Raw genomic sequence first — 19445 nt, forward strand, 5'->3', positions numbered from 1 at the left:
ATTGCCCTCCAGACGGCTAACTATGGCTGATAGCGCGGCATTCGTCCATTTTACGGCGGGCAAAAACTGGTCTGACCAGTTGGCAATTTTCTGGACTAAACCGCATGTGCCAACGAATATCTTTTTAATGCCGGCGATTGCTGGTGTTGGACTGACTCTGCATAACAACAACGTGAACGGAGATGTCTCAATGAACACCCTCGAGAACAACGACAAGCAATGCGCTTCAGGCGCCACCCCGCCACGCCGGAGTTTTCTCAGGAAACTCGCGGCCGGGGCCACCCTGGCCGGCGCCCTGATGCTGGGAGCGGGGCAGGCCGCCGCGGCGACCACCTGGAAAATACAGTCAGTGTGGGACGCCGGGACCGTGGGTTACGACCTGTTTGAGGAATGGTGTAACAGCATCGAGGAAAAGTCTGGTGGGGAGCTGGTTTTCAAGCCATATCCGGCGAAGGCGGTCGCGGCCGACAATAACGCGCTTTTTGATGCGGTGCGTAACGGTGTTCTTCAGGGCATGAACCCGTTCACGCTGTATTGGTCCGGCAAGATCCCTGCATCGGTTTTCTTGTCGTCCTACCCGGCGGGCCCGGACCAGCCGCATCAGTGGGACACCATGTTTTATTCCCTGGGAATGCTGGAGAAAACGCGGGAAATCTACAAAAAGTACGGGTTGTTCTACGTTGGCCCCATTCAGCATGACGCCAACATCATTCATTCCAAGAAACCCGTAAACAGTCTGGCGGATCTCAAGGGTATGAAGATCCGGGTGCCGGGGGGCATGGTGGCGGAAGTGTTCCAGCAGTTTGGGGTCTCGACCGTGAGCCTGCCGGGGTCCGATATCTTCCCGGCGCTGGAGAAGGGCACCATTGACGCGGCGGATTATGTTGGCCCGGCGGTGAACTACGAGCTGGGCTTCTCCCAGGTGACGGATTACATCCTGTTTGGGCCTCCCGGGGTGATGTCGATTTATCAGCCGGTGGATCTGATGGACCTGACGGTCAATCTGCGTGCCTGGAATTCACTGGATCCAAAGCTCCAGCAGTTGGTGGAAGAGGAAGTGCGCATCTATTCCCAGAAGCACTACCTGACCATTCAGAAACGCAATATTGAGGCCATGGAGAAGTTCCGGGCGGATGGCGATACCGTCAGTCGGCTGAGCCAGGAAGACCTTCAGGCATTCCGTCGTGCGGCGATTCCGATCTGGTACAACTGGGCCAACAAAAACGACGACGCCAAGGCTATTTTTGATATGCAGCTCAAGTACATGATGAACGACACGGTGGGCTACGTCACAGAGCAAGACCTCAAGGCGGCTGGTAAGTGATCGGTTAATTCCAATAACAAGCAGACAGGCGGGGAAGGGCAGGGAGCGCCTTGAGTCAGGGCTCTCTCCCTTCCCCGCGCTGTAACCGAGGTGAAGACAGTATGTCTGATCTGAGCAACTTTGGCTTTGTACTGCCGCACTGGTTCTACTGGGGGTGGCTGGCGCTGATGCCCCTGCTGATGATGGCTTGGGACCGCTGGTCCAGTGGTCGTGGGGTGCAGGCAATCGACAAAAATGCCCTGGCGAACGAGAAGCTTCAGCAGATCGAAGCTGAAATGTCGAAAACGATCGAGTCCGATTATGAGAACTGGTTTACCCGGATCATCGACTGGATCAGCGAAAAGTCCGGGGTGTTTATTTCCTTCTGGACCGTCAACGCTGTGGTTTTCTACTTTTTTGAAGTGGTGATGCGCTACATCTTCAACATGCCAACCATCTGGGTGCATGAGGCCAGCTTCCTGCTGTTCGGCATGCAGTACCTGCTGGCGGGCGCGTTTGCGCTGCTGCACGGGGCCCACGTGCGGGTCGATGTAATTTACAACCTGCTGCCCGCAAGAGGGCGGATTGGCATGGATATTTTTACCTCCATGTTCTTCTTCATGTTTGCGCTGGCACTGGTGATTACTTCCTGGACCTTTTTTCAGAACTCCTACTCGATGGATGAACGTACCGTTGAGACCTGGGGCATTCAGTACTGGCCGGTGAAGGCCATGATGCTGCTGGGAGCCGTTCTGCTTACTTTGGCGGGACTGTCCAAACTGATCAAGGACATTGCGCTGTTCATCAGACTTGGCCGGGAGCAACAGGTATGACTATGGGCACCGTGAATTCCCCCTCATCGGGTAACCTCAAAGGCAAGCTTGGCACCTGGCTGATGATCCTGGCCACCGTGGCACTGGCCTTTGTGATGTTTGTCGAGTTCATCAATATTCTGTTCTACGACCCCTTCAGTGATGACAAGTTTCTGTTCAAGCTGGCAGGCAGCCTGTCCGACGTCAATATCGGGCCTCTGACATACCTCATGTTTGGTTCCCTGTTGGTTGCCCTGATGATGGGCCTGCCGCTGGCGTTTGTAACCGGTGGCCTGGGGGTTGTATTCATCTATCTGGTGGGGGATTCGCTGATGCTGAACATCATCCCCAGCCGCATTTTCCCGATGATGACCAACTCGGATCTGGCCGCTATCCCTTTGTTTATTTTCATGGCAGCGATGCTGGAACGGGCAGGTCTGATCGAGGAAATGTTCAATGTCGTCTACAAGTGGATGGGCGGGGTTGGTGGTGGTCTGGCCATTGCCACCATTGTGGCGTCCACGATTCTTGCGGCCATGGTCGGGGTTATTGGCGCTGCGGTGGTGACCATGGGCATCATTGCCCTGCCAGCCATGCTCAAGCGGGGCTACGACCACAAGATTGCCCTGGGTTCCATCATGGCCGGCGGCACTCTGGGCATTCTCATTCCGCCCTCAATTCTTGCCATCCTCTATGCCGTGGTTGCCCAGCAGTCTGTCGGCGAGCTTTATCTGGGGTCGGTCATTCCGGGCATTCTGTTGTCCAGCCTGTATGTGTTCTACGTCTGGATCCGGGCAAAACTGAACCCGGAGCTTGGGCCGCCGATTCCTCAGGAGGAGCGCATCGGCCTGAAAGACAAGTTATTGCTTCTGAAAGACCTGATCGCCCCCTTGATTCTGGTGTTCCTGGTGCTTGGGCTGCTGTTTGGAGGGATAGCCACGCCGGTAGAAGCGGCTGGTATCGGTTCCTTCGGCGCCATCCTGGTGGCTATGAAGCATAAGGTGTTCACCATCGCGACGCTGCGGGATGCCTCCGTTACGACCGCCAAAGCGTCAGCCATGGTGCTGTGGATCATGTTCGGGGCTTCGGTGTTTGTCGGCTTTTACATCCTTCAGGGCGGGCAGGATTTCATTACCGAATCCATTCTCGGCACCGGCCTGCCGGCCTACGGCATTCTGTTCCTGCTGATGGTCTTGCTGGTGGTGCTGGGCATGTTTCTGGACTGGGTTGGTATTTTGCTACTGGCGGTGCCGATCTTTATCCCCATTGTCGAGGCGCTGGAGTTCCCGGGGTTGTTCGGCCTGCCGGGGGTCTCGGGTGATGACGTGGTGTTGTGGTTCGGAGTGCTGTATCTGGTGAACATGCAGATGTCGTTCCTGAGTCCGCCGTTTGGCTATGCGCTGTTCTACATCCGTGGGGTGTGTCCGCCGGAGATTTCCATGGGCACCATCTTCAAGTCATCCCTGGTGTTTCTGGCCATTCAGGCTTTGGGTGTCTTCCTGTGCATCGTGTTCCCGGCCATTACCACCTGGCTGCCCAATCTCGCTTATGGCTAACCAAGAGGAGTAAGTTGTTATGTTGACTGTTAACCGTCTGGACGTGTCCGACGGCCGGCTTCTGATTGAGGGAGCGGCCGCTAAGGCCCGCGAGATCGGGGTGCCCATGTGCATCGCCGTTGTGGATGAATCCGGGACGCTGATTGCCTTTGAACGGATGGATGGCGGAAAGGTGACGAGCGTGGCCATTGCGCAAGACAAGGCATTCACGGCCGCTGCGGCCCGTAAGGCAACTCACGAGTACAACGCGGCCAACGTGCCCGGCAATCTGGTGTTTGGCATTCACACCGAAGTGGGCGGACGGCTGAGCACGGTCGGCGGCGGCCTGCCGGTGATCGTAGACGGTGACGTGGTTGGCGGTATCGGCATCAGCTCCGGAACGCCTCAGCAGGATATGGATTGTGCTCAGGCAGGGCTCGACCATTTTGAACGTAAACGCCAGTAACCGGTGTCTCTTATGAACAATCAAACCCGTATCAGCAAGTCTCAGCTGGCGGAACAGTTCCGGGTTTTTATAGACCCGGATTTCGTGATCACGGATGACGAAACCCTGAAACCCTATGAGTGTGATGGCCTGGCCATGTACCGGGAAATGCCCATGCTGGTGGTGCTCCCGGAAACCGTGGAGCAGGTTCAGCGGGTCATGCGCATCTGCCATGAACAGGGTGTCCCCGTGGTTGCCCGCGGTGCCGGCACGGGGCTGTGTGCCGGCGCAATGCCTCACAAGGAAGGCGTCGTGCTCTCGCTGGCCAAGTTCAACCGGATTCTGAACATTGATCCGGTTGGTCGCACCGCGCGCCTGCAGCCGGGCGTCCGCAACTTGGCCATCAGCGAGGAAGCGGCTCAGTACGGCCTCTATTATGGGCCGGACCCTTCTTCGCAGATTGCCTGCACCATTGGCGGTAACGTGGCCGAGAATTCCGGCGGCGTACACTGCCTGAAGTATGGGCTGACCGTGCATAACATTCTCAGCGTGGAGATGATCACCGCCGAAGGCGATCGCGTTCAGGTAGGCAGCGATGGTCTGGATAGCTGTGGCATGGATCTGCTGGCCCTGCTGACGGGCTCGGAAGGGTTGCTGGGGGTGGTTACTGAGGTGAAGGTAAAGTTGTTGCCCAAACCCGAAGTTGCTCAGGTCATCATGGCGGGCTTCGATAGCATTGAAAAAGCCGGTGACTCGGTGGGAGGCGTGATCTCCCATGGCATTATCCCAGGCGGCCTGGAAATGATGGACGGCCATGCCATTGTCGCTGCCGATGATTTCTGTGGGGCAGGGTACCCTCGGGATGCCAAAGCTCTGCTGTTGTGTGAAGTGGACGGGACCGAAGAAGAGGTGCACGAACACATCGCCGAAGCTGAAGCATTGTTCCGTAAGCTAGGTGCGACCTCAATCCGTACCTCTCAGAGTGAGGATGAGCGGGCGCTGCTCTGGAAAGGTCGCAAGTCGGCCTTTCCGGCGGTGGGGCGAATCTCTCCGGATTACTACTGTATGGACGGCACCATCCCGCGCCGGTATCTGGCGAAGGTTCTGCTGGAAATGGAAAAGATGTCGGAAGAGTTTGGCCTGCGGGTGGCCAATGTGTTCCACGCCGGTGATGGCAACCTGCACCCCTTGATCCTGTTTGATGCCAATACGCCAGGCGAATTCGAGCGCACCGAAGAGTTTGGCAGCAAGATTCTGGAACTGTGTGTTGAAGTCGGGGGTTGCATTACCGGCGAGCACGGGGTCGGGGTTGAGAAAATCCGCCAGATGGCGGTGCAGTTCAACGATGAGGAGCTGCAGCAGTTCCACGATGTGAAGGCGGCTTTTGACCCCACCGGAATACTGAACCCGGGTAAAGGGGTGCCTACCCTGAAATTCTGTCAGGAATACCGCTCCATCGAGCATAAGCAACACAAGCACGGAGAGGCGGACGCTGCCCATGGCTGATCAGATACAAGCGATACAGGAACAGGTGTTCCAGGCCCGCAGAAATGGGCAGAAACTCAACATTGTTGGCGGTGGCAGTAAATCCTTTATGGGGCGGCAGGCCGATTCGGAGGCTGGCATTCTGAGTATGGCTGAGCACACCGGTGTGGTGGAATACCACCCGGTGGAGCTGGTGTTAACCGTGCGGGCCGGGACCTCGTTGAAAGAGATTGAAGCGGTACTGGCGGAACAGGGGCAATGCCTGCACTTTGAGCCACCGCGGTTTGGTGAAGCCTCCACCATTGGGGGCACTCTGGCTTGCAACCTTTCAGGCCCTGCGCGGCCCTGGACGGGGTCGGTGCGGGATCAGGTGCTGGGGATCCGGCTGCTCAACGGTAAAGGTGAACACCTGCGTTTTGGCGGCCAGGTTATGAAGAATGTGGCTGGCTACGATGTGTCCCGTCTGCAAGCCGGCGCGATGGGCACGCTGGGGGTAATGACGGAAATCAGCCTGAAAGTGATGCCGAAACCCGCAGCAACGGCGACTCTGGTACAGGAGATGGCCGTGGACGAAGTGGTGGAGTACATGAACCGGCGCGCCGGAGAGCCCAAACCCATCACCGGCGCCTGCTGGGTCGACGGCAAAGTCTATCTCCGTCTGGCTGGTGCGAAGTCAGCCGTTGAAGCGACCGCCGAGAAGTGGAGTGGCGACGTTATGGCACAGGGGGATGCGTTCTGGCAGAAGGTCCAGGACATGCAGCACGGCTTCTTTGCCGACCCGGAAGTGCCCCTCTGGCGTTTTTCCCTGGACGCCACCGCGAAAACACCGGAGCTGGATGGCCCCTGGATGATTGACTGGATCGGGTCCCAGCGCTGGTATCGCGGTGACGCGTCGCTCAGCGATCTGGAGCCACTGGCTCGTGCTGCCGGTGGCCAGGTTAGCTTGTTCCGGGGCGGTGACCGCACTGCCGACGTGATGCACAGCCAACCTGAAGCGCTGAAAGCCATTCAGCGCCGCGTGAAACACTCGTTCGATCCCGACGGCATTTTTAACCCTGGTCGTCTTTATAGCTGGTTGTAATTATGCAAACGAATCTGGTTCAGCAATTTGCCAATAATCCTGAAGGTCAGGAAGCAGAGGAAATCCTCAGGGCCTGTGTGCATTGCGGTTTTTGCACCGCGACCTGTCCCACCTATCAGGAACTGAATGACGAGCGGGATGGCCCCCGTGGCCGCATTTACCTGATGAAAATGTTTTTGGAGGGGGGAGAAGTTACCGAGAAAACCCGGGAGCATCTCGACCGCTGCCTGACGTGCCGGAGCTGTGAGACCACGTGCCCGTCCGGCGTGAAATACGGGCGGCTGGTGGATATCAGCCGTGGTTTGATGGAAAAAGAGCTGCCGCGCAAGCCGCAGGAACAATGGTTGCGCTGGGCGCTGACCCGCTTCCTGCCGGACCGCCGGCTGTTCGCGTTGATGCTGCGTCTGGGCCAGGCCTTCCGGCCGGTCCTGCCGGAGAAGCTGCGCACCAAGGTGCCTCCCCGCCGACACGCAAGCCCCTGGCCCTCGTCGAGCCACAGCCGTGTGGTTCTGGCTCTGGCTGGCTGTGTTCAGCCGTCGGCTGCGCCCAATACCAACGCGGCCGCGGCCCGGGTGCTGGACAAGCTCGGCGTGACCATGGTGGAAGCCCCTGAGGCCGGATGTTGTGGCGCGGTGAACTATCACCTGTCGGAGCATGAGCGTGGACTGGAGCAGATGCGCCGCAACATTGATGCCTGGTGGCCAGCGATTGACGCGGGTGCAGAGGCGATCCTCATGACCGCGTCAGGTTGTGGTGCCATGGTTCAGGATTACGGCCATTTGCTGAAAGATGACCCGGTCTACGCCAACAAGGCAAGGAAGGTCAGCGAGTTGTGCACCGATCTTGGGGCGTTCCTGTTGAAAGAAGACCTGGAGCCCCTGAAGGCCAGTGCCCAGGCGGGCAAGGTGGCGTTCCACTGTCCGTGTACCCTGCAGCACGCCATGAAACAGAATGGGGTGGTGGAGCAGGTGCTTACCAAGGCGGGTATCGACCTGGCGGCCACCAAAGACAAGCACCTGTGCTGTGGCTCGGCCGGTACCTATTCCATCACCCAGCCGGAGATGAGCCAGAAGCTGCTTGATAACAAGCTGAAGGCGCTGACGGTGGATGACCCGGTGCGGATTGTCACCGCCAATATCGGGTGCCAGCTGCATCTGGAAACAAAATCGGATATACCGGTGAATCACTGGATCGAATTGCTGGATCGTTAACCCGATAGCGGAACGTGAAGGCCGGCTCCGGTATCGTCACGTTCTCTTGGCCAGCCGCTGGTGACCGCCGCGGCTGGCTTTCCATTCAGACGCGTCACAGGATGTGAACTTATGCCATGGAAACTGGCCGCAAGCCTGCTTATGGTTGCGTTGGCCCTGCCCGCAACCGCTGAGATATACCGCTGGACCGATGCCCGTGGGTCCATTCACTTTTCCGACACTCCGCCCCCGCGACAGGAGCACGACCAGGTAACTCTGCCGCCCCCGGTAACTGTGCCCATGAGCGAAAATATTCGACAGGCGGACAAGGTTCGCCAGAGCCGGGCGCAGGTCAGTCGGTTGCTGGCGCCGGACAGTGGCGATCGTTATGCCCAGAGCCGTGAACACCAGGAGAAACTCAAGTTGTGTCAGGGCTATCGAAAGCAGTTGGATCGTATTCAGGGCCAGCTACGGGCAGGGTACAGTAATGACCGGGGCAACAGCCTTCGGCAGAAACGACGCAAACTCAGTCAACGTTACAGCCGGGAATGCGTGCTGGATTAACCCGGAAGATAACTACCAGGGCTTCGGAAACCGCTGATTGTCGTTATTGCTTATTTGTTGTTAGCTATCTATCTTGTCAGCGGAGGTAGAATTTGTCTCATTTTCAGCTCGCACTATTGCTTGGTATGACGGTGGCTCTGGGGCCGCTGGCTCTGGATGCCTATCTGCCAGCGTTTCCGGATATCGCCGATGGATTCGGCATTCCCCATGCCGATGTTGGTTTGACCCTGAGCGCCTATGTGGCAACGCTTGGTCTGGCTCAGTTGGTGGGCGGTCCTTTGTCGGACCGGTACGGGCGAAAGTTGATTCTGTTTATCGGCCTGACGGTGTTTGCCATTGCGGCTGTGATGATTGCACAAGCGACCAACCTGTCCGAGTTGGTCAGCTGGCGGATTGTTCAGGGCATTGGCGGTGCTTTCTGTGCTGTCTCGGTCCCGGCGATTGTCCGGGATCAGGTTGGCGGGCAGGAGGCCGCCCGGCTGTTCGGGCTGATTGGCCTGATTATGTTCATCGCGCCAGCCGCTGCACCGTCGCTGGGGGCTTTGATGCTGGTACTGGGCGACTGGCACTGGATTTTCGTCGTACTGGCCGGCTATGCGCTTTTTCTCGCCGTCGTCCTGCAGTGCGCGCTGTTTCCCCGGCTGAAGCCGCGGCCGGCGGCCGTGACGCCGGTCAAAACGCTGGTAACCAATTACCTGCTCGTACTGCGGCATCGGACGACCATGCGTTTTGTTGGCATTCAGGTGCTGTGTTTCAGCACCATGATGCTGTTTATCACCCACGCCTCGTTTATCTATCAGGAATGGTTTGGGCTTTCCAACAGTGCGTTCTCTATTCTCTTTGCGGCTAACATCGGCCTGATGGCTATACTCAACCTGATCAACCGGCCGCTGCTGAGGCGGTTCTCGTCGGTCGTTCTGCTGCGGGTACAGGTGATTCTGCAGTTTGTTGCTTTGATTGGGCTGGTGTCTGTGGTCGCGGTTGGTGGGCCGCCGTGGGCGGTTGTTGCGTTTATTATTGCCGCAATCGGCTGCCAGGGGGGGATTGTTCCGAATAACATGGCGAATGCTCTGGAGTTCTTCCCGCATCTGGGCGGCACCGCTGCTGCCATGCTTGGCGCCTCGCAGTTCACGCTCGCCGGAGTGGTCAGTGCATTGTCCTCGACATTTGGCGGTGATGCCCTGTTGCCGATTGTCCTGAGTATGCTGGCCTGTTCAGCGGGCGCGGTGTTGCTGGCACTGGGAGCGCCCGCGGCCGTTGCCCGGGAGAAAGCCGGGGGCACGGCCGCCTAGGCTGGGCCGGTCAGGTGCAGCGGCGTACATTAACCAGTAAGGGGCTACCGGTGCTGGGGTCCGGTATCAGGTCGCACTGTACACCGTAGAGCTCTCTGACCAGTTCTGGAGAGACAATGTGAGCCGGCGCCCCTTCTTCAATAACCTCACCGGCTTTCATGGCGATCATGTGGTCTGCGTAACGGCAGGCGCTGGCCAGGTCGTGTACTACCATGGCGATGGTTTTGCCCTGCTGGCTTAATGTCCGGATCAGTTCAAACACTTCAATCTGATGGCCAAGGTCCAGAGCCGAGGTTGGTTCATCCAAGAGTAGCAGGGGCGTCTGCTGGGCAACGGCCATGGCGATCCAGGCCCGCTGGCGCTGTCCGCCTGAAAGTGTATCCAGGGCGCGTTCGGACAGGTCGCTGACATCAGCGGCCCGAATCGCTGCTTCAAAGGCCTGCTGGTCTTCGACAGACCACTGCTTCATCCAGCCCTGATGCGGTTGTCGGCCAAAACGGACCAGGTCGGCGACGGTAAGTCCTTCCGGGGCGCTGTTGTCCTGTGGCAGTAGGGCCAGTTTCCGGGCCACGTCTTTCGAGGGCAAACGATGGATATCTTTGCCGTCCAGCAACACGGAGCCACTTCTTGGCTTGTGGATTCGGGCAAGGCCATTCAGCAACGTCGATTTTCCGCAGCCGTTGGGGCCGACGATGGCCGTCACTTTCTCCGGGGGCAGGCGAATGCTCAGGTTTTCTGCGACGGTAAACTGTCCATGGGCCAGGGTTATGTGTTCGGCGGCGAGGGTCGCAGTCGTGGTATGACTCATGTCAGGCTCCGTGGCGAAGGTCTAAGCAGGATCCAGAGAAGGTAAGGGCTGCCCACAATGGCGGTGATGATGCCCACGGGAATTTCCAGGGGGGCAAACAGGGTTCGCCCTATCAGGTCGGCAATAACCATGAACGCGGCGCCGGTCAGGGCGGCAGCCATCAGAGGCATCTTCCCGGGGCGGCAGAGCATTCGGGCGAACTCCGGAGCGAGCAGGGCAATCAGGCCCACCGGGCCACAAACGGAAACGGCAAGCCCTGTCAGCATAACGGATAGGCCGAGCCCGAGAATCCGGGTTGCTTTCAGTCGGGTTCCCAGAGCAATGGCAACCGCATCAGAAAACTGCAGGGTATTCAGTGCCCGTGAGGTGGCGATGAGGGCCAGGCAGCCGATGGCCAGGCCAAGGCCGAGAATGGTCACACTGTGTTCCGAGCGAGCGTTCAGGCTGCCGACGGTCCAGGGGTAAGCCGCATTGGCCGCATCTATAGCCACCCGGCTGAGCATCACCTGAGTGACCGCGCCCGCAATGGCTCCAATACCAACCCCTGCCACGATGAACCGGTAGCCCCGGGTGCCGTTGGCACCGGCCAGGCCAAAGGCGATTGCGGTGGCGGCCGCCGCCCCTGCCAGAGCCATGGCGGAAGGCGCAACGGACAGGCCAGCACCGACAACGGACGCAACGGCGAAGGCCGTCGCTGCGTTATCAATACCGATAATGCCGGGGGTTGCCAGACGGTTGCGGGCCAGTGTCTGCATCAGACAGCCGGCTATGGCTAACGCTGCGCCGCTTAGCAATCCGGCCATCACGCGGCTCAGGCGTAGTTCGTTGACGACGAAAAGGGTCATTGGGTCAGCGTTCCCAGACAATGCCTTCAGCGTGTCGGGTAAAGACACTTGTACGGTGCCGGTCGACAGAGACAAGACCACGAGAAACAGCGCCAGGACTGACAGGATGGCATTGACCAAAAGGTTGCGTGAATCGGGCATCGGTAATCCTGCAATCAAAGGGACGGCATCCGGCCAGACCGGACAATGGTCAGCAGAACCGGGGCGCCAATCAGAGCCGTGACCACGCCCAAGGGCATCTCCGCCGGTGCTGCAACCAGGCGGGAAATGACATCGGCCCCCAGGACGACGGCAGGGCCAACAGGCACGCACAGCCAAAGGGTTTTGCGGATATCCGGGCCTGAAAATGCCCGGGCAATGAATGGCACCACCAGCCCGACGAAAATCAGAGGCCCGGCCAGTGCTGTGGCAGAGCCAACCAACAGGGCAACGGTTATGGTAATCAAGAAGCGGATACGCCCGGGATGATGCCCAAGACCGAGCGCTGCTTTCTCGCCCAGCGCCATGGCGGCCAGAGGTCTGGCAACCAGCACGATCAGGGTAAGGGCGAGCACGATGGAGGGTAGGGTAGCCTTGAGGATGGCCAGCGGTTTCCCCGCGACACTGCCGGTAATCCAGAAGCGAATCTCGTCGGCTGCACGCTGATCCATCAGCATCATCATGGACGTTAGGGCCAGCAAAAGGCCGGTCATGGTGGCGCCGGCCAGAATCAGACGAACCGGATCATTACCCAGCCCCTGAACCCGGGTGGTAGCAATCACCAGGGCGCACCCGGCCAGTGCGCCGGCCTGTGCTACCAGTGTCGTCAGCGTTGTCGTAGTGGCACCCAGCAGAATGGCCAGAGCAACGGCGAACCCGCTGCCAGCACTGACGCCAAGCAACCCTGGCTCGGCCAGGGGGTTACGTGTCATCGACTGTAGCAAAGCTCCCGCCAGCCCCAGCGCAAGCCCTGTTGTCATTGCAATGAGGGTGCGTGGCAGGCGCAGTTCGGTCACCACAAAGGTGGCGTCGGAGGTTCCATCGCCGGTCAGAGCGGAGAAGGCCTGAGCCGCGGAGACCGGGCCGGCACCATAGAGCAGGCTGGCCAGTACGATCAGCAACAGCAAAAATCCCGCTGCTAAAAGCAGCGGGAGAAGGGCGCGAGACGCAACCGCGCGAGTTGGGGATCTTGCTTTCAAGGTTCGTCGCTTCAGGGCTTGGTGGCAGACACAGCCGACTCAATGTCGTCAAGAATGGCGAGTACCGCAAGAGGCCCGCTTGCACTGGTCCAGAGCTGACCGCTAACGGCAATCACCTGGTCCTTTTCAACAGCTTCGAGGCGGGCAAACGCGGGGGAGTTCCGGGCCGCTTGCAATGCTTTTTCTCCATCTTCGTTGAGTGTGGCGAGAAACACCCAGTTCTGGTTCATGCTGGACAGGTTTTCCAGGCTCAGAGGTTCGCTGTGTGGTCGACCCGCTTTTACCAGATCATTGTCTTCCACCCTGAACCCGACGGCTTGCAGAATCGAGGCGGAAAAGAGCCCTTCGGCCATAACGAGCGGCCCCTGAGGCATCCAGCGCACGAGTGTGGCATCCCGCTGTGATTTGGGGATGCGTGCTTCCACCAGCGCTGCGACTTCTGAAATTCGGGCTTCAATGTCGTCAATTACCTGTTCTGCCGCTGCTTCCCGGCCGAGCGCTTTTGCGAACAGACGGGTCTCGCGTTTCCAGCTGTCTGGCTCAAACAGGGGGACATCCGACACCACGACCGGGGCGATGCGTGACAGCAGTTGATACTGCTGTTCGTTGATGCGCGGAGCGGCGAGGATGACGTCTGGTTGTGCGGCAATGACAGCCTCAATGTTGGTTTCTGCCGGTGCTCCGACAATGGCGATGTCGCCCGCTCTGGACTGGATGTAGTCGGCTACGTCACTGCCTCCCCGGGTAATCACTGCGCCTACAGCATTGCCCTGAACGGCCAGCGTGGCATCCAGAGCGCCTTCGTAGAGTGTGACGACCCGCCCGGGTTGACCGCTGATGTCGACGGGGCCGTACGCACTTTCCACTTTGCGGGTGTCGGCCAGGGCTGACGTTGTGGTGGTAAAGAGCAGAGCAGCGAGGGTGGAGCGAAGCGCGGTCACGAAGAGCGATGAGTGGTAGTTCACGTCAGATTGACTCCGGTGGATAGAGCGTTAGGTAGCTATCGAATTTATGATGAGAAAAATGATAATGGTTCGCGTTAAGTTTTTAAAGTAATATATTGGGACATTCAGTTGCAGGAATTGGAACCCGGTTTATGTATGACCCCCAGGATCTCGAAGCATTTGTGTCGGTAGTACGCACCGGCAGTCTGACGGCTTGTACGACGGAACTGGGGTTGCCTAAATCGACGTTGAGTCGGCGAATCCGGCAATTGGAAGAGGCTGTTGGGCAGCCTTTGTTGCTGCGCCAGTCCAGAAAGATCGTGCCGAATGATGCGGGCCGGGTCTTCTATCGTTACTGCAACGAAATTCTTGAATTGATGGCGCGCGGCCGTGAAGCGCTGGATGAGCTTAGGGAAGAGGTGTCCGGCCATCTGGTGCTTTATTGCCATGAGGCATTTGTTCGCGGCTGGTTCTCCGGATTGGTGGAATCCTTTATGGCTGCGCATTCTGATGTTCAGGTTGTGATCAGAACCCAGCGCCAGACACCCTCTGAACTCAGTGATGCGATTTGCCTGTGGTTGGGCGAACTTGGTGATACCCGGCTGCGCCGGGAAGGATTAGGGCAACTCTCACAGGGGGTCTATGGCAGTCCGGGGTATTTCAGCCAGAGGCAGGCGCCTGAGACCCCGGGAGAATTGAGTGAACACCCGTGGGTTGACCTGCTGGGTTCAACGGAAGGCGGGATGGCACTGCACAATGTGCGACATGGCAGTTATCCGGTTGCTATCCCGGCTCGTCGGCTAACGGTGGATCAATTCTGTGTACAGAGTGATGCCATTGCTGCGGGGCGAGGGCTTGGATTGCTGCCGCACTGGCTGGTGGCGTTGCGTAGCCGTGCTCATCCGGGCAGTTTTCAGGGCTGCCTGGCAGAGTGGTCGGGGCCATCTCTGCCGGTTACGTTACTTTACCCCCATGGCCATCTGCCCCGGCGGGTTCGGGCATTTATCGCCCATGTCCGCAGTTCCATTCCTGAGCAGTGGAGCTGCCCGGGGGCCGATGAGAAGAAAGGGGGCCTGAAGGCCCCCGGGGATTCTGGCTAAACCCGTACAATCAGAACTCGACGGTGGCCGAGAGCCAGAGCCGGCGCCCCTGTTCTACGGTGCCGCCCTGAGCCATGCCGCGGTTGACGTAGATGTAGTCAGATACCCAGTCGGTTTCCACGTTACCGCCGTCGACGTAGCTGTACTCTTCGCCCGACAGGAAGTCCTTGTCGAGGAGGTTGAAAACAGTTGCGGTCAGCGTCACGGTCTCCGAGGCGCGGTAGCTTGCCCCCAGGTGGAACAGGGCGTAAGCGTCCAGATCACCTACGGCGTCGTCGATGGCACGCTCTTCGTTGGAATAGTTCTCCCGCTTCTTGGTGTAGCGCGTGCGCTCACCTCGGTATTCTCCAGCCAGCCACAGCCCCAGTTGTGAGCTCGCTTGCCAGGCCAGACGCGCGTTCACCACGTGCTCTGGCGTGTTGGTCAGCTTGGCGCCGCGGTTGTCACCGCTCTTCTGCTCGCTGTCGGTGTAGGTGTAATTACCCCGTATGCTCCAATCCGGTGCAAATTGCCAGCTGGATGCCAGCTCCAGGCCACGGGTCTCGGCCTTTCCGATGTTTGCCAGCTGCTCATAGGTGCCATCTGGAATCCTGGTGTCCCCACTGATAATGACATCGTTGCCGTCGTCGATCTTGTCTTTGAAGCGGGTATAGAACACCGTGGCGTTGGCTTTGAATCCCTGTCGGTTGTCGTAGTAGGCACCAACTTCGTAGTTGGTGCTCTTCTCCGGCTCCAGTCCCGGGGTGCCGATGGTGATGTCTTCGCCCTGACCGGTTACGCCGTTGATCCCATCGTGCAGGTCGCTGATTTCCGGCGTTTTATAGCCCTGGCTGACGCCGCCTTTGAAAGTCCACGACGGGCTGCTGTTCCATACCAGATAGGCTCTTGGTGTGAAGTGGCCAGAGAACGCCTCGTGATCTTCGTACCGGCCGCCAAGGGTCAGGGCCAGATCATCTCGAAGATACCACTCGTCCTCGGCAAAGACCGCCCAGGAACTTTGTTCAAAGGTGGTATCGGCAATCCCGTCAGTCAATTCGGTGTCCCGGTACTGGGCACCCACCGTAGCGATGTGGTGCTCACCAATGGGTGCCACCAGGCGAGTGTCCAGAATCGTATCCTTGGATTCCAGTTCACGGTCTTCTCCGCCAACCAGGCTCTGGTAGGGGGCATCGTAAGGCTGGCCAAAAGTGCCCGGAAGCGTCCTTCCTTCGGTTTCCGTCACGTTATGGGTCAGGTCGCTGGACCAGGTGCCAATCCCGAGCTTGCTGGCGTGCCCGATCGCGATCTGATCACGATGAAATCTCAATTCATCAGAGTAGCCGTCGGCCTGATTGTTGTTTTCGGGCTCGCAGCGGCGGTTCCGGCCGTCGCGGGTTCCCAGTTGGCATTCGTCGTTGTTGTAGACCTGCCGCCCGGTTTCCGCATCCAGATAGAGTTCGTGTCCCTGGCTGGGTACATAGGTCAGCCGGGCACCAATGTGACTGTTGCGGCCATCAACCGGGGCTACCCCTCGTTTCGGCGCTTCGCTGCCGTCATCGAAGGTAATGTCTGAGGCTTCGCGGTCCAGTACGCTGCCGCGAACGGCGAGCCCCAGAGTATCTTTGATCAGGGGGCCGCTGGTGTAAAAGCTGGCCTTGCCAGAGTCGCCGTACTCTCGTTGCTCCTGGAAGGTGTGTTCGAGAGTGACGGAGCCGATCCATTCCTCGGACACTTTCTTGGTGATGATGTTGACCACACCGCCAATGGCATCAGAACCGTACAGGGTCGACATGGGGCCGCGGATGACTTCAATGCGTTCAATGGCCGATACCGGGGGCATGAAACTGGTGGATGTGTCGCCAAAGCCATTTGGCGTTACGCCACTGGGAGCATTCTGACGCCGGCCGTCGATCAGGATCAGGGTGTATTCGCTGGGGAGGCCCCGGATGCTGATGTTGAGGCCGCCGGTCTTCCCGGTGCTCTGGCGGACATCCACGCCTTCCACGGTCTCAAGGGCTTCTGCGATGTTGGCGTACTGGTTCTGCTGCAACGCCTGCTGACTGATCACGCTGATGCTGGCTGGTGCCTCGGTCAGTTTCTGTTCAGAGCCTGAGGCTGAAACCACAATTTCATCCAGCTCAACAGGCTGAGCCATGGCCTGCATCGAGGTTCCTGAAGACAGCAGGGTGACTGCAGCCGCTAGCATCTTTTTCTGAAGCGCCATGAACAACTCCTGTTTAATTGGCAATTTTTAACTTCCGCAAATGATAATTGTTCTTGTCTTTGCCGTCAGCCGAATTAAAGGAACGATGTGTTCTGAAATATGGAACCGAAAAGAGGGAGAGAGATGTGAAAAAAATCGGGAAAGTCACCTTGTTCCATTAAATGCAACGGACTGTTTCAGTACTTTGCTATTTCCATATGTTAATTTTCCTGTCATCGACAATCATTCTTATTTGTGTTTGGCCATAAACCTTGCGCTGGCACACCCCTGGAGTTCGTATGCGTTGCAGATTTTCTTTGCTGTCGACGGCGGTTGCGCTGATCAGTCTCAGTCCTGCCGGATTCGCTCAGCCTGCCCCGGTTGAGCTGGATGAAATGGTCGTAACCGCGGCCGGGTTTGAGCTGACGCTGGATTACCGGCTGACGGATGCGACGCGTGTGACGGCGGGGTTGTACAACCTGGCTGATAAAGAAATTACCAATGATGACTACGGCGTGGTGCTCGATGGTCGTCGCGTGAACCTGGGCCTTGCGGTCGACTTCTGAGGAACTCATCATGAAACCACATAATACCCTTCTGGCGGGTGCATTCGCTGGCCTGATGCTGGCGGGCTGTGCGAGTACGCCAGACCTGACTCGGCCTACCGTGATCAGTTATGACCATGGTGCTCTGGATACCCTGCTTGAACTCGGGTTGGAAGGCAGTATTCAGGCGGTGCCGAAACAGGGGTTGCCGGATTACCTGGCTGACGTTGCAGGCCGTTGGCCAGATGCAGGAAGCCTGAAGGCACCGGACCAGTCGCTGATTTCAGATCTGAGGCCAGGCCTGGTGCTGATGACTGGTCGGCAGGGAGCCGATGCTCAGGCCGCTGCCGCCAAGGTTGCACCGGTCCGGGACATTACGCTGAGTGGCGAAACTTATCAGGAGGCGGTCAACGCCCGTGTCATTGACCTTGCGCACTACTTTGGTCTCGAACAGGCGGCTGGTATAAAACTGAATGAGCTCTGGCAATACGTTGGCGAGCAAAAGGCAGCGCTGAGCAGCGCCGGAACGGTGACGGTGGTTACGCACAATGAGGGTCGTTTTTCGCTGCGGCAGGAAGCCCTGGTGTATGAGGTTCTTGGGCTGACGCCAGCCGTCGTGCCTGAGAGCGTGCAGCCCATTGAGCGGGGCGCCCGTACCTTCTACCCGGTCACAACCGGGATTCTCGCAGATATGGCCCCCGATACACTGCTGGTGGTGGATCGCAGCGCGGCTATTGGAGCAACACCACTGGAGCCACAGGTGTTGCAGTCTGCGTTGGCGCAGGCCGGAGCCCAGACCCGGGTTGTGGTGCTCGATCCCGGGCTCTGGTACCTGTCAGGCGCAGGGCTGAAGAGTGTTCGTCTTCAGGTGGATGAAGTGGTCAGCTCGGTGCGTTGAGTTGGCCTGACGGGGTCAGGGTAAAGGCCTGCTGACTTGGCTGGTGGGCCTTTTTGTTGTTGCCGCTTTTATCAATAATGTGGGTCATGAAGCTTATCCTCAGTAGAAAGGGGTTCGACAGCTCGGCGGGCGGTTGTCCAAACCCGGTGTTTCCGGATGGCCGGATGCTGGCGTTGCCCATTCCAGACGCCCAGTCGCCCATCCGGTATAGCCAGATTCAGCATCAGGGGCAGAGTATCGGGCCTCTGGTGTCACAGTTAACGGGTATTCCCTCGTTTTCACGGCGAGGAGCACATCTGGACCCGGATCTGATTGCGAGCGCCTACCCACGGGAGCCCGGCTGGCGTCCGGTGCTTGGCCAGCACAGCAGCGCACAGGCGCATCTGGCGAATCACGGTGTCGGGGTGGGTGATCTTTTCCTGTTCTTTGCTCTGTTCCGGCCCGCAGAAAAACAACGGGGACGCTGGCGGTTTGTGCCGGGAAGCCAGGCATTTCATGCGATCTGGGGGTGGTTGCAGGTGGCTGAGGTCTGGCCCCTTTGTAAGGCTGAGCCGAGGCCTTCCTGGGTGGCTTATCACCCGCATTGTCACGGTGACCGCTCAGCCCGGAACAGTCTGTATGTAGGGCGTGAGAGACTGGTGCTGCCTGGATTACAGGAAAGTCTGGCCGGAGCTGGTGTTGTGGAGAGGCTGGCGGCGCTGCACCGGTTAACAGCACCCGGAGCTGGGCGGGTTACTGATTGGCGGTTGCCAGCGGTTTTCTTCCCCGGGCCGGGCAAGTCCCCCTTGAGCTATCACCATAACCCTGGCCGGTGGCAGGTGGATAATGAGGCAGCGGGGTTTTGCCGGCTCAGGAGTGCGGCGCGTGGGCAGGAATTTGTTCTCGACCTGGGGCAGTATCCCGGGGTCTGTGAATGGTTGCTGACTCCGGGCCTTCTGTCTTAGAAGGCTGTTGTTAACAGGTAAAGAGTGTAGCCTGCAAAGGCGGCCAGTAAGATGGTCGCATCCAGCCGGCTTAGTTCCCTGGCAAGCAGCAGCCAGCGCTGAGACTGCCATTTCCGGCGCGGAGGTTCCGAAGCCAACCACCACCATCCCAATCAGAAGCGGCGGCCCCTTCGACAAAACGGTCCGCACTCCAGACCAGCAGTGCGAGACCAACAAGAATAGCCAGAGAAGCGATAAGCACGTATTGGAGCTCCCGGGTGGATGTTTCCGTATTTGACGGCAATCCAGAGAGCT

Annotated in this window: 18 protein-coding genes and 1 pseudogene; 13 read left to right on the top strand and 6 right to left on the bottom strand. The window is 58.6% G+C overall.

The features are described 5' to 3' along the window. Positions 1-190 precede the first annotated feature (190 nt). The 9 genes from dctP to K325_RS0100885 all read left to right on the top strand — a co-directional run bounded on the left by dctP (position 191) and on the right by K325_RS0100885 (position 9707). Positions 191-1324 (top strand): TRAP transporter substrate-binding protein DctP, encoded by a 1134-nt coding sequence (gene dctP / locus K325_RS0100845; RefSeq protein WP_051146565.1) that lies wholly within the window; start codon positions 191-193, stop codon positions 1322-1324. A gap of 101 nt (positions 1325-1425) precedes the next feature. Next, complete coding sequence (locus tag K325_RS0100850) at positions 1426-2136, top strand: TRAP transporter small permease subunit (protein WP_029652355.1); 711 nt, start codon at positions 1426-1428, stop codon at positions 2134-2136. Continuing rightward, positions 2133-3671, top strand: a complete 1539-nt coding sequence (locus K325_RS0100855; RefSeq protein WP_029652356.1) for a TRAP transporter large permease — start codon at positions 2133-2135, stop codon at positions 3669-3671. The genes K325_RS0100850 and K325_RS0100855 overlap by 4 nt, the downstream gene beginning before the upstream one ends. 19 nt (positions 3672-3690) lie before the next feature. Continuing rightward, the gene (locus tag K325_RS0100860) at positions 3691-4116 is read left to right on the top strand and encodes a GlcG/HbpS family heme-binding protein (RefSeq protein WP_029652357.1); all 426 of its coding nucleotides are present in this window, start codon (positions 3691-3693) and stop codon (positions 4114-4116) included. 12 nt (positions 4117-4128) lie between these two features. After that, the gene (locus K325_RS0100865) at positions 4129-5601 is read left to right on the top strand and encodes an FAD-linked oxidase C-terminal domain-containing protein (RefSeq protein WP_029652358.1); all 1473 of its coding nucleotides are present in this window, start codon (positions 4129-4131) and stop codon (positions 5599-5601) included. Further along, positions 5594-6661: a glycolate oxidase subunit GlcE gene (gene glcE, locus K325_RS0100870; RefSeq protein WP_029652359.1), complete on the top strand. Its 1068-nt coding sequence runs from the start codon at positions 5594-5596 to the stop codon at positions 6659-6661. The genes K325_RS0100865 and glcE overlap by 8 nt, the downstream gene beginning before the upstream one ends. Positions 6662-6663: 2 nt before the next feature. Then, positions 6664-7872, top strand: a complete 1209-nt coding sequence (gene glcF / locus K325_RS0100875) for a glycolate oxidase subunit GlcF (RefSeq protein WP_029652360.1) — start codon at positions 6664-6666, stop codon at positions 7870-7872. A 111-nt stretch (positions 7873-7983) separates the two neighbouring features. After that, positions 7984-8415, top strand: a complete 432-nt coding sequence (locus K325_RS0100880; RefSeq protein WP_029652361.1) for a DUF4124 domain-containing protein — start codon at positions 7984-7986, stop codon at positions 8413-8415. Positions 8416-8507: 92 nt separating this feature from the next. Continuing rightward, positions 8508-9707 carry a multidrug effflux MFS transporter gene (locus tag K325_RS0100885; protein ID WP_029652362.1) on the top strand — a complete coding sequence of 400 codons (1200 nt, stop codon included), beginning with the start codon at positions 8508-8510 and terminating at the stop codon, positions 9705-9707. A gap of 10 nt (positions 9708-9717) precedes the next feature. Here the strand turns inward: K325_RS0100885 and K325_RS0100890 are convergent, their stop codons facing one another. The 4 genes from K325_RS0100890 to K325_RS0100905 all read right to left on the bottom strand — a co-directional run bounded on the left by K325_RS0100890 (position 9718) and on the right by K325_RS0100905 (position 13503). Next, positions 9718-10515 carry an ABC transporter ATP-binding protein gene (locus tag K325_RS0100890; protein WP_029652363.1) on the bottom strand — a complete coding sequence of 266 codons (798 nt, stop codon included), beginning with the start codon at positions 10513-10515 and terminating at the stop codon, positions 9718-9720. Next, positions 10512-11501 (bottom strand): FecCD family ABC transporter permease, encoded by a 990-nt coding sequence (locus K325_RS0100895; protein WP_029652364.1) that lies wholly within the window; start codon positions 11499-11501, stop codon positions 10512-10514. Before K325_RS0100895 ends, K325_RS0100890 begins: the two co-directional genes overlap by 4 nt. Positions 11502-11515: 14 nt before the next feature. Further along, positions 11516-12454 carry a FecCD family ABC transporter permease gene (locus K325_RS0100900; protein WP_265596838.1) on the bottom strand — a complete coding sequence of 313 codons (939 nt, stop codon included), beginning with the start codon at positions 12452-12454 and terminating at the stop codon, positions 11516-11518. 95 nt (positions 12455-12549) lie between these two features. Further along, positions 12550-13503 carry an ABC transporter substrate-binding protein gene (locus K325_RS0100905; protein WP_156836551.1) on the bottom strand — a complete coding sequence of 318 codons (954 nt, stop codon included), beginning with the start codon at positions 13501-13503 and terminating at the stop codon, positions 12550-12552. Positions 13504-13634: 131 nt separating this feature from the next. Between K325_RS0100905 and K325_RS0100910 the strand changes: the two genes are divergently transcribed. Further along, positions 13635-14582 carry a LysR family transcriptional regulator gene (locus K325_RS0100910; RefSeq protein ID WP_051146515.1) on the top strand — a complete coding sequence of 316 codons (948 nt, stop codon included), beginning with the start codon at positions 13635-13637 and terminating at the stop codon, positions 14580-14582. A gap of 10 nt (positions 14583-14592) precedes the next feature. Here K325_RS0100910 and K325_RS0100915 read toward each other — a convergent pair whose 3' ends face one another. Beyond that, positions 14593-16785, bottom strand: a complete 2193-nt coding sequence (locus K325_RS0100915) for a TonB-dependent receptor domain-containing protein (RefSeq protein WP_051146516.1) — start codon at positions 16783-16785, stop codon at positions 14593-14595. A 278-nt stretch (positions 16786-17063) separates the two neighbouring features. On the opposite strand from K325_RS0100915, the gene K325_RS0100920 reads away from it, so the two are divergent. The 3 genes from K325_RS0100920 to K325_RS0100935 all read left to right on the top strand — a co-directional run bounded on the left by K325_RS0100920 (position 17064) and on the right by K325_RS0100935 (position 19151). Beyond that, complete coding sequence (locus K325_RS0100920) at positions 17064-17330, top strand: hypothetical protein (RefSeq protein WP_029652369.1); 267 nt, start codon at positions 17064-17066, stop codon at positions 17328-17330. Positions 17331-17340: 10 nt separating this feature from the next. Continuing rightward, positions 17341-18207 (top strand): substrate-binding domain-containing protein, encoded by an 867-nt coding sequence (locus tag K325_RS0100925; protein WP_029652370.1) that lies wholly within the window; start codon positions 17341-17343, stop codon positions 18205-18207. Between the two features lie 86 nt (positions 18208-18293). Then, positions 18294-19151 carry an Nmad3 family putative nucleotide modification protein gene (locus K325_RS0100935; protein WP_029652371.1) on the top strand — a complete coding sequence of 286 codons (858 nt, stop codon included), beginning with the start codon at positions 18294-18296 and terminating at the stop codon, positions 19149-19151. Positions 19152-19235: 84 nt separating this feature from the next. On the opposite strand, the pseudogene K325_RS18765 reads toward K325_RS0100935, so the two are convergent. Continuing rightward, positions 19236-19392 (bottom strand): annotated as a pseudogene (locus K325_RS18765) (calcium/sodium antiporter); the annotation flags it as partial. Positions 19393-19445 lie beyond the last annotated feature (53 nt).

It is taken from the genome of Marinobacter daepoensis DSM 16072 (assembly GCF_000421165.1).
GTDB lineage: Bacteria > Pseudomonadota > Gammaproteobacteria > Pseudomonadales > Oleiphilaceae > Marinobacter > Marinobacter daepoensis.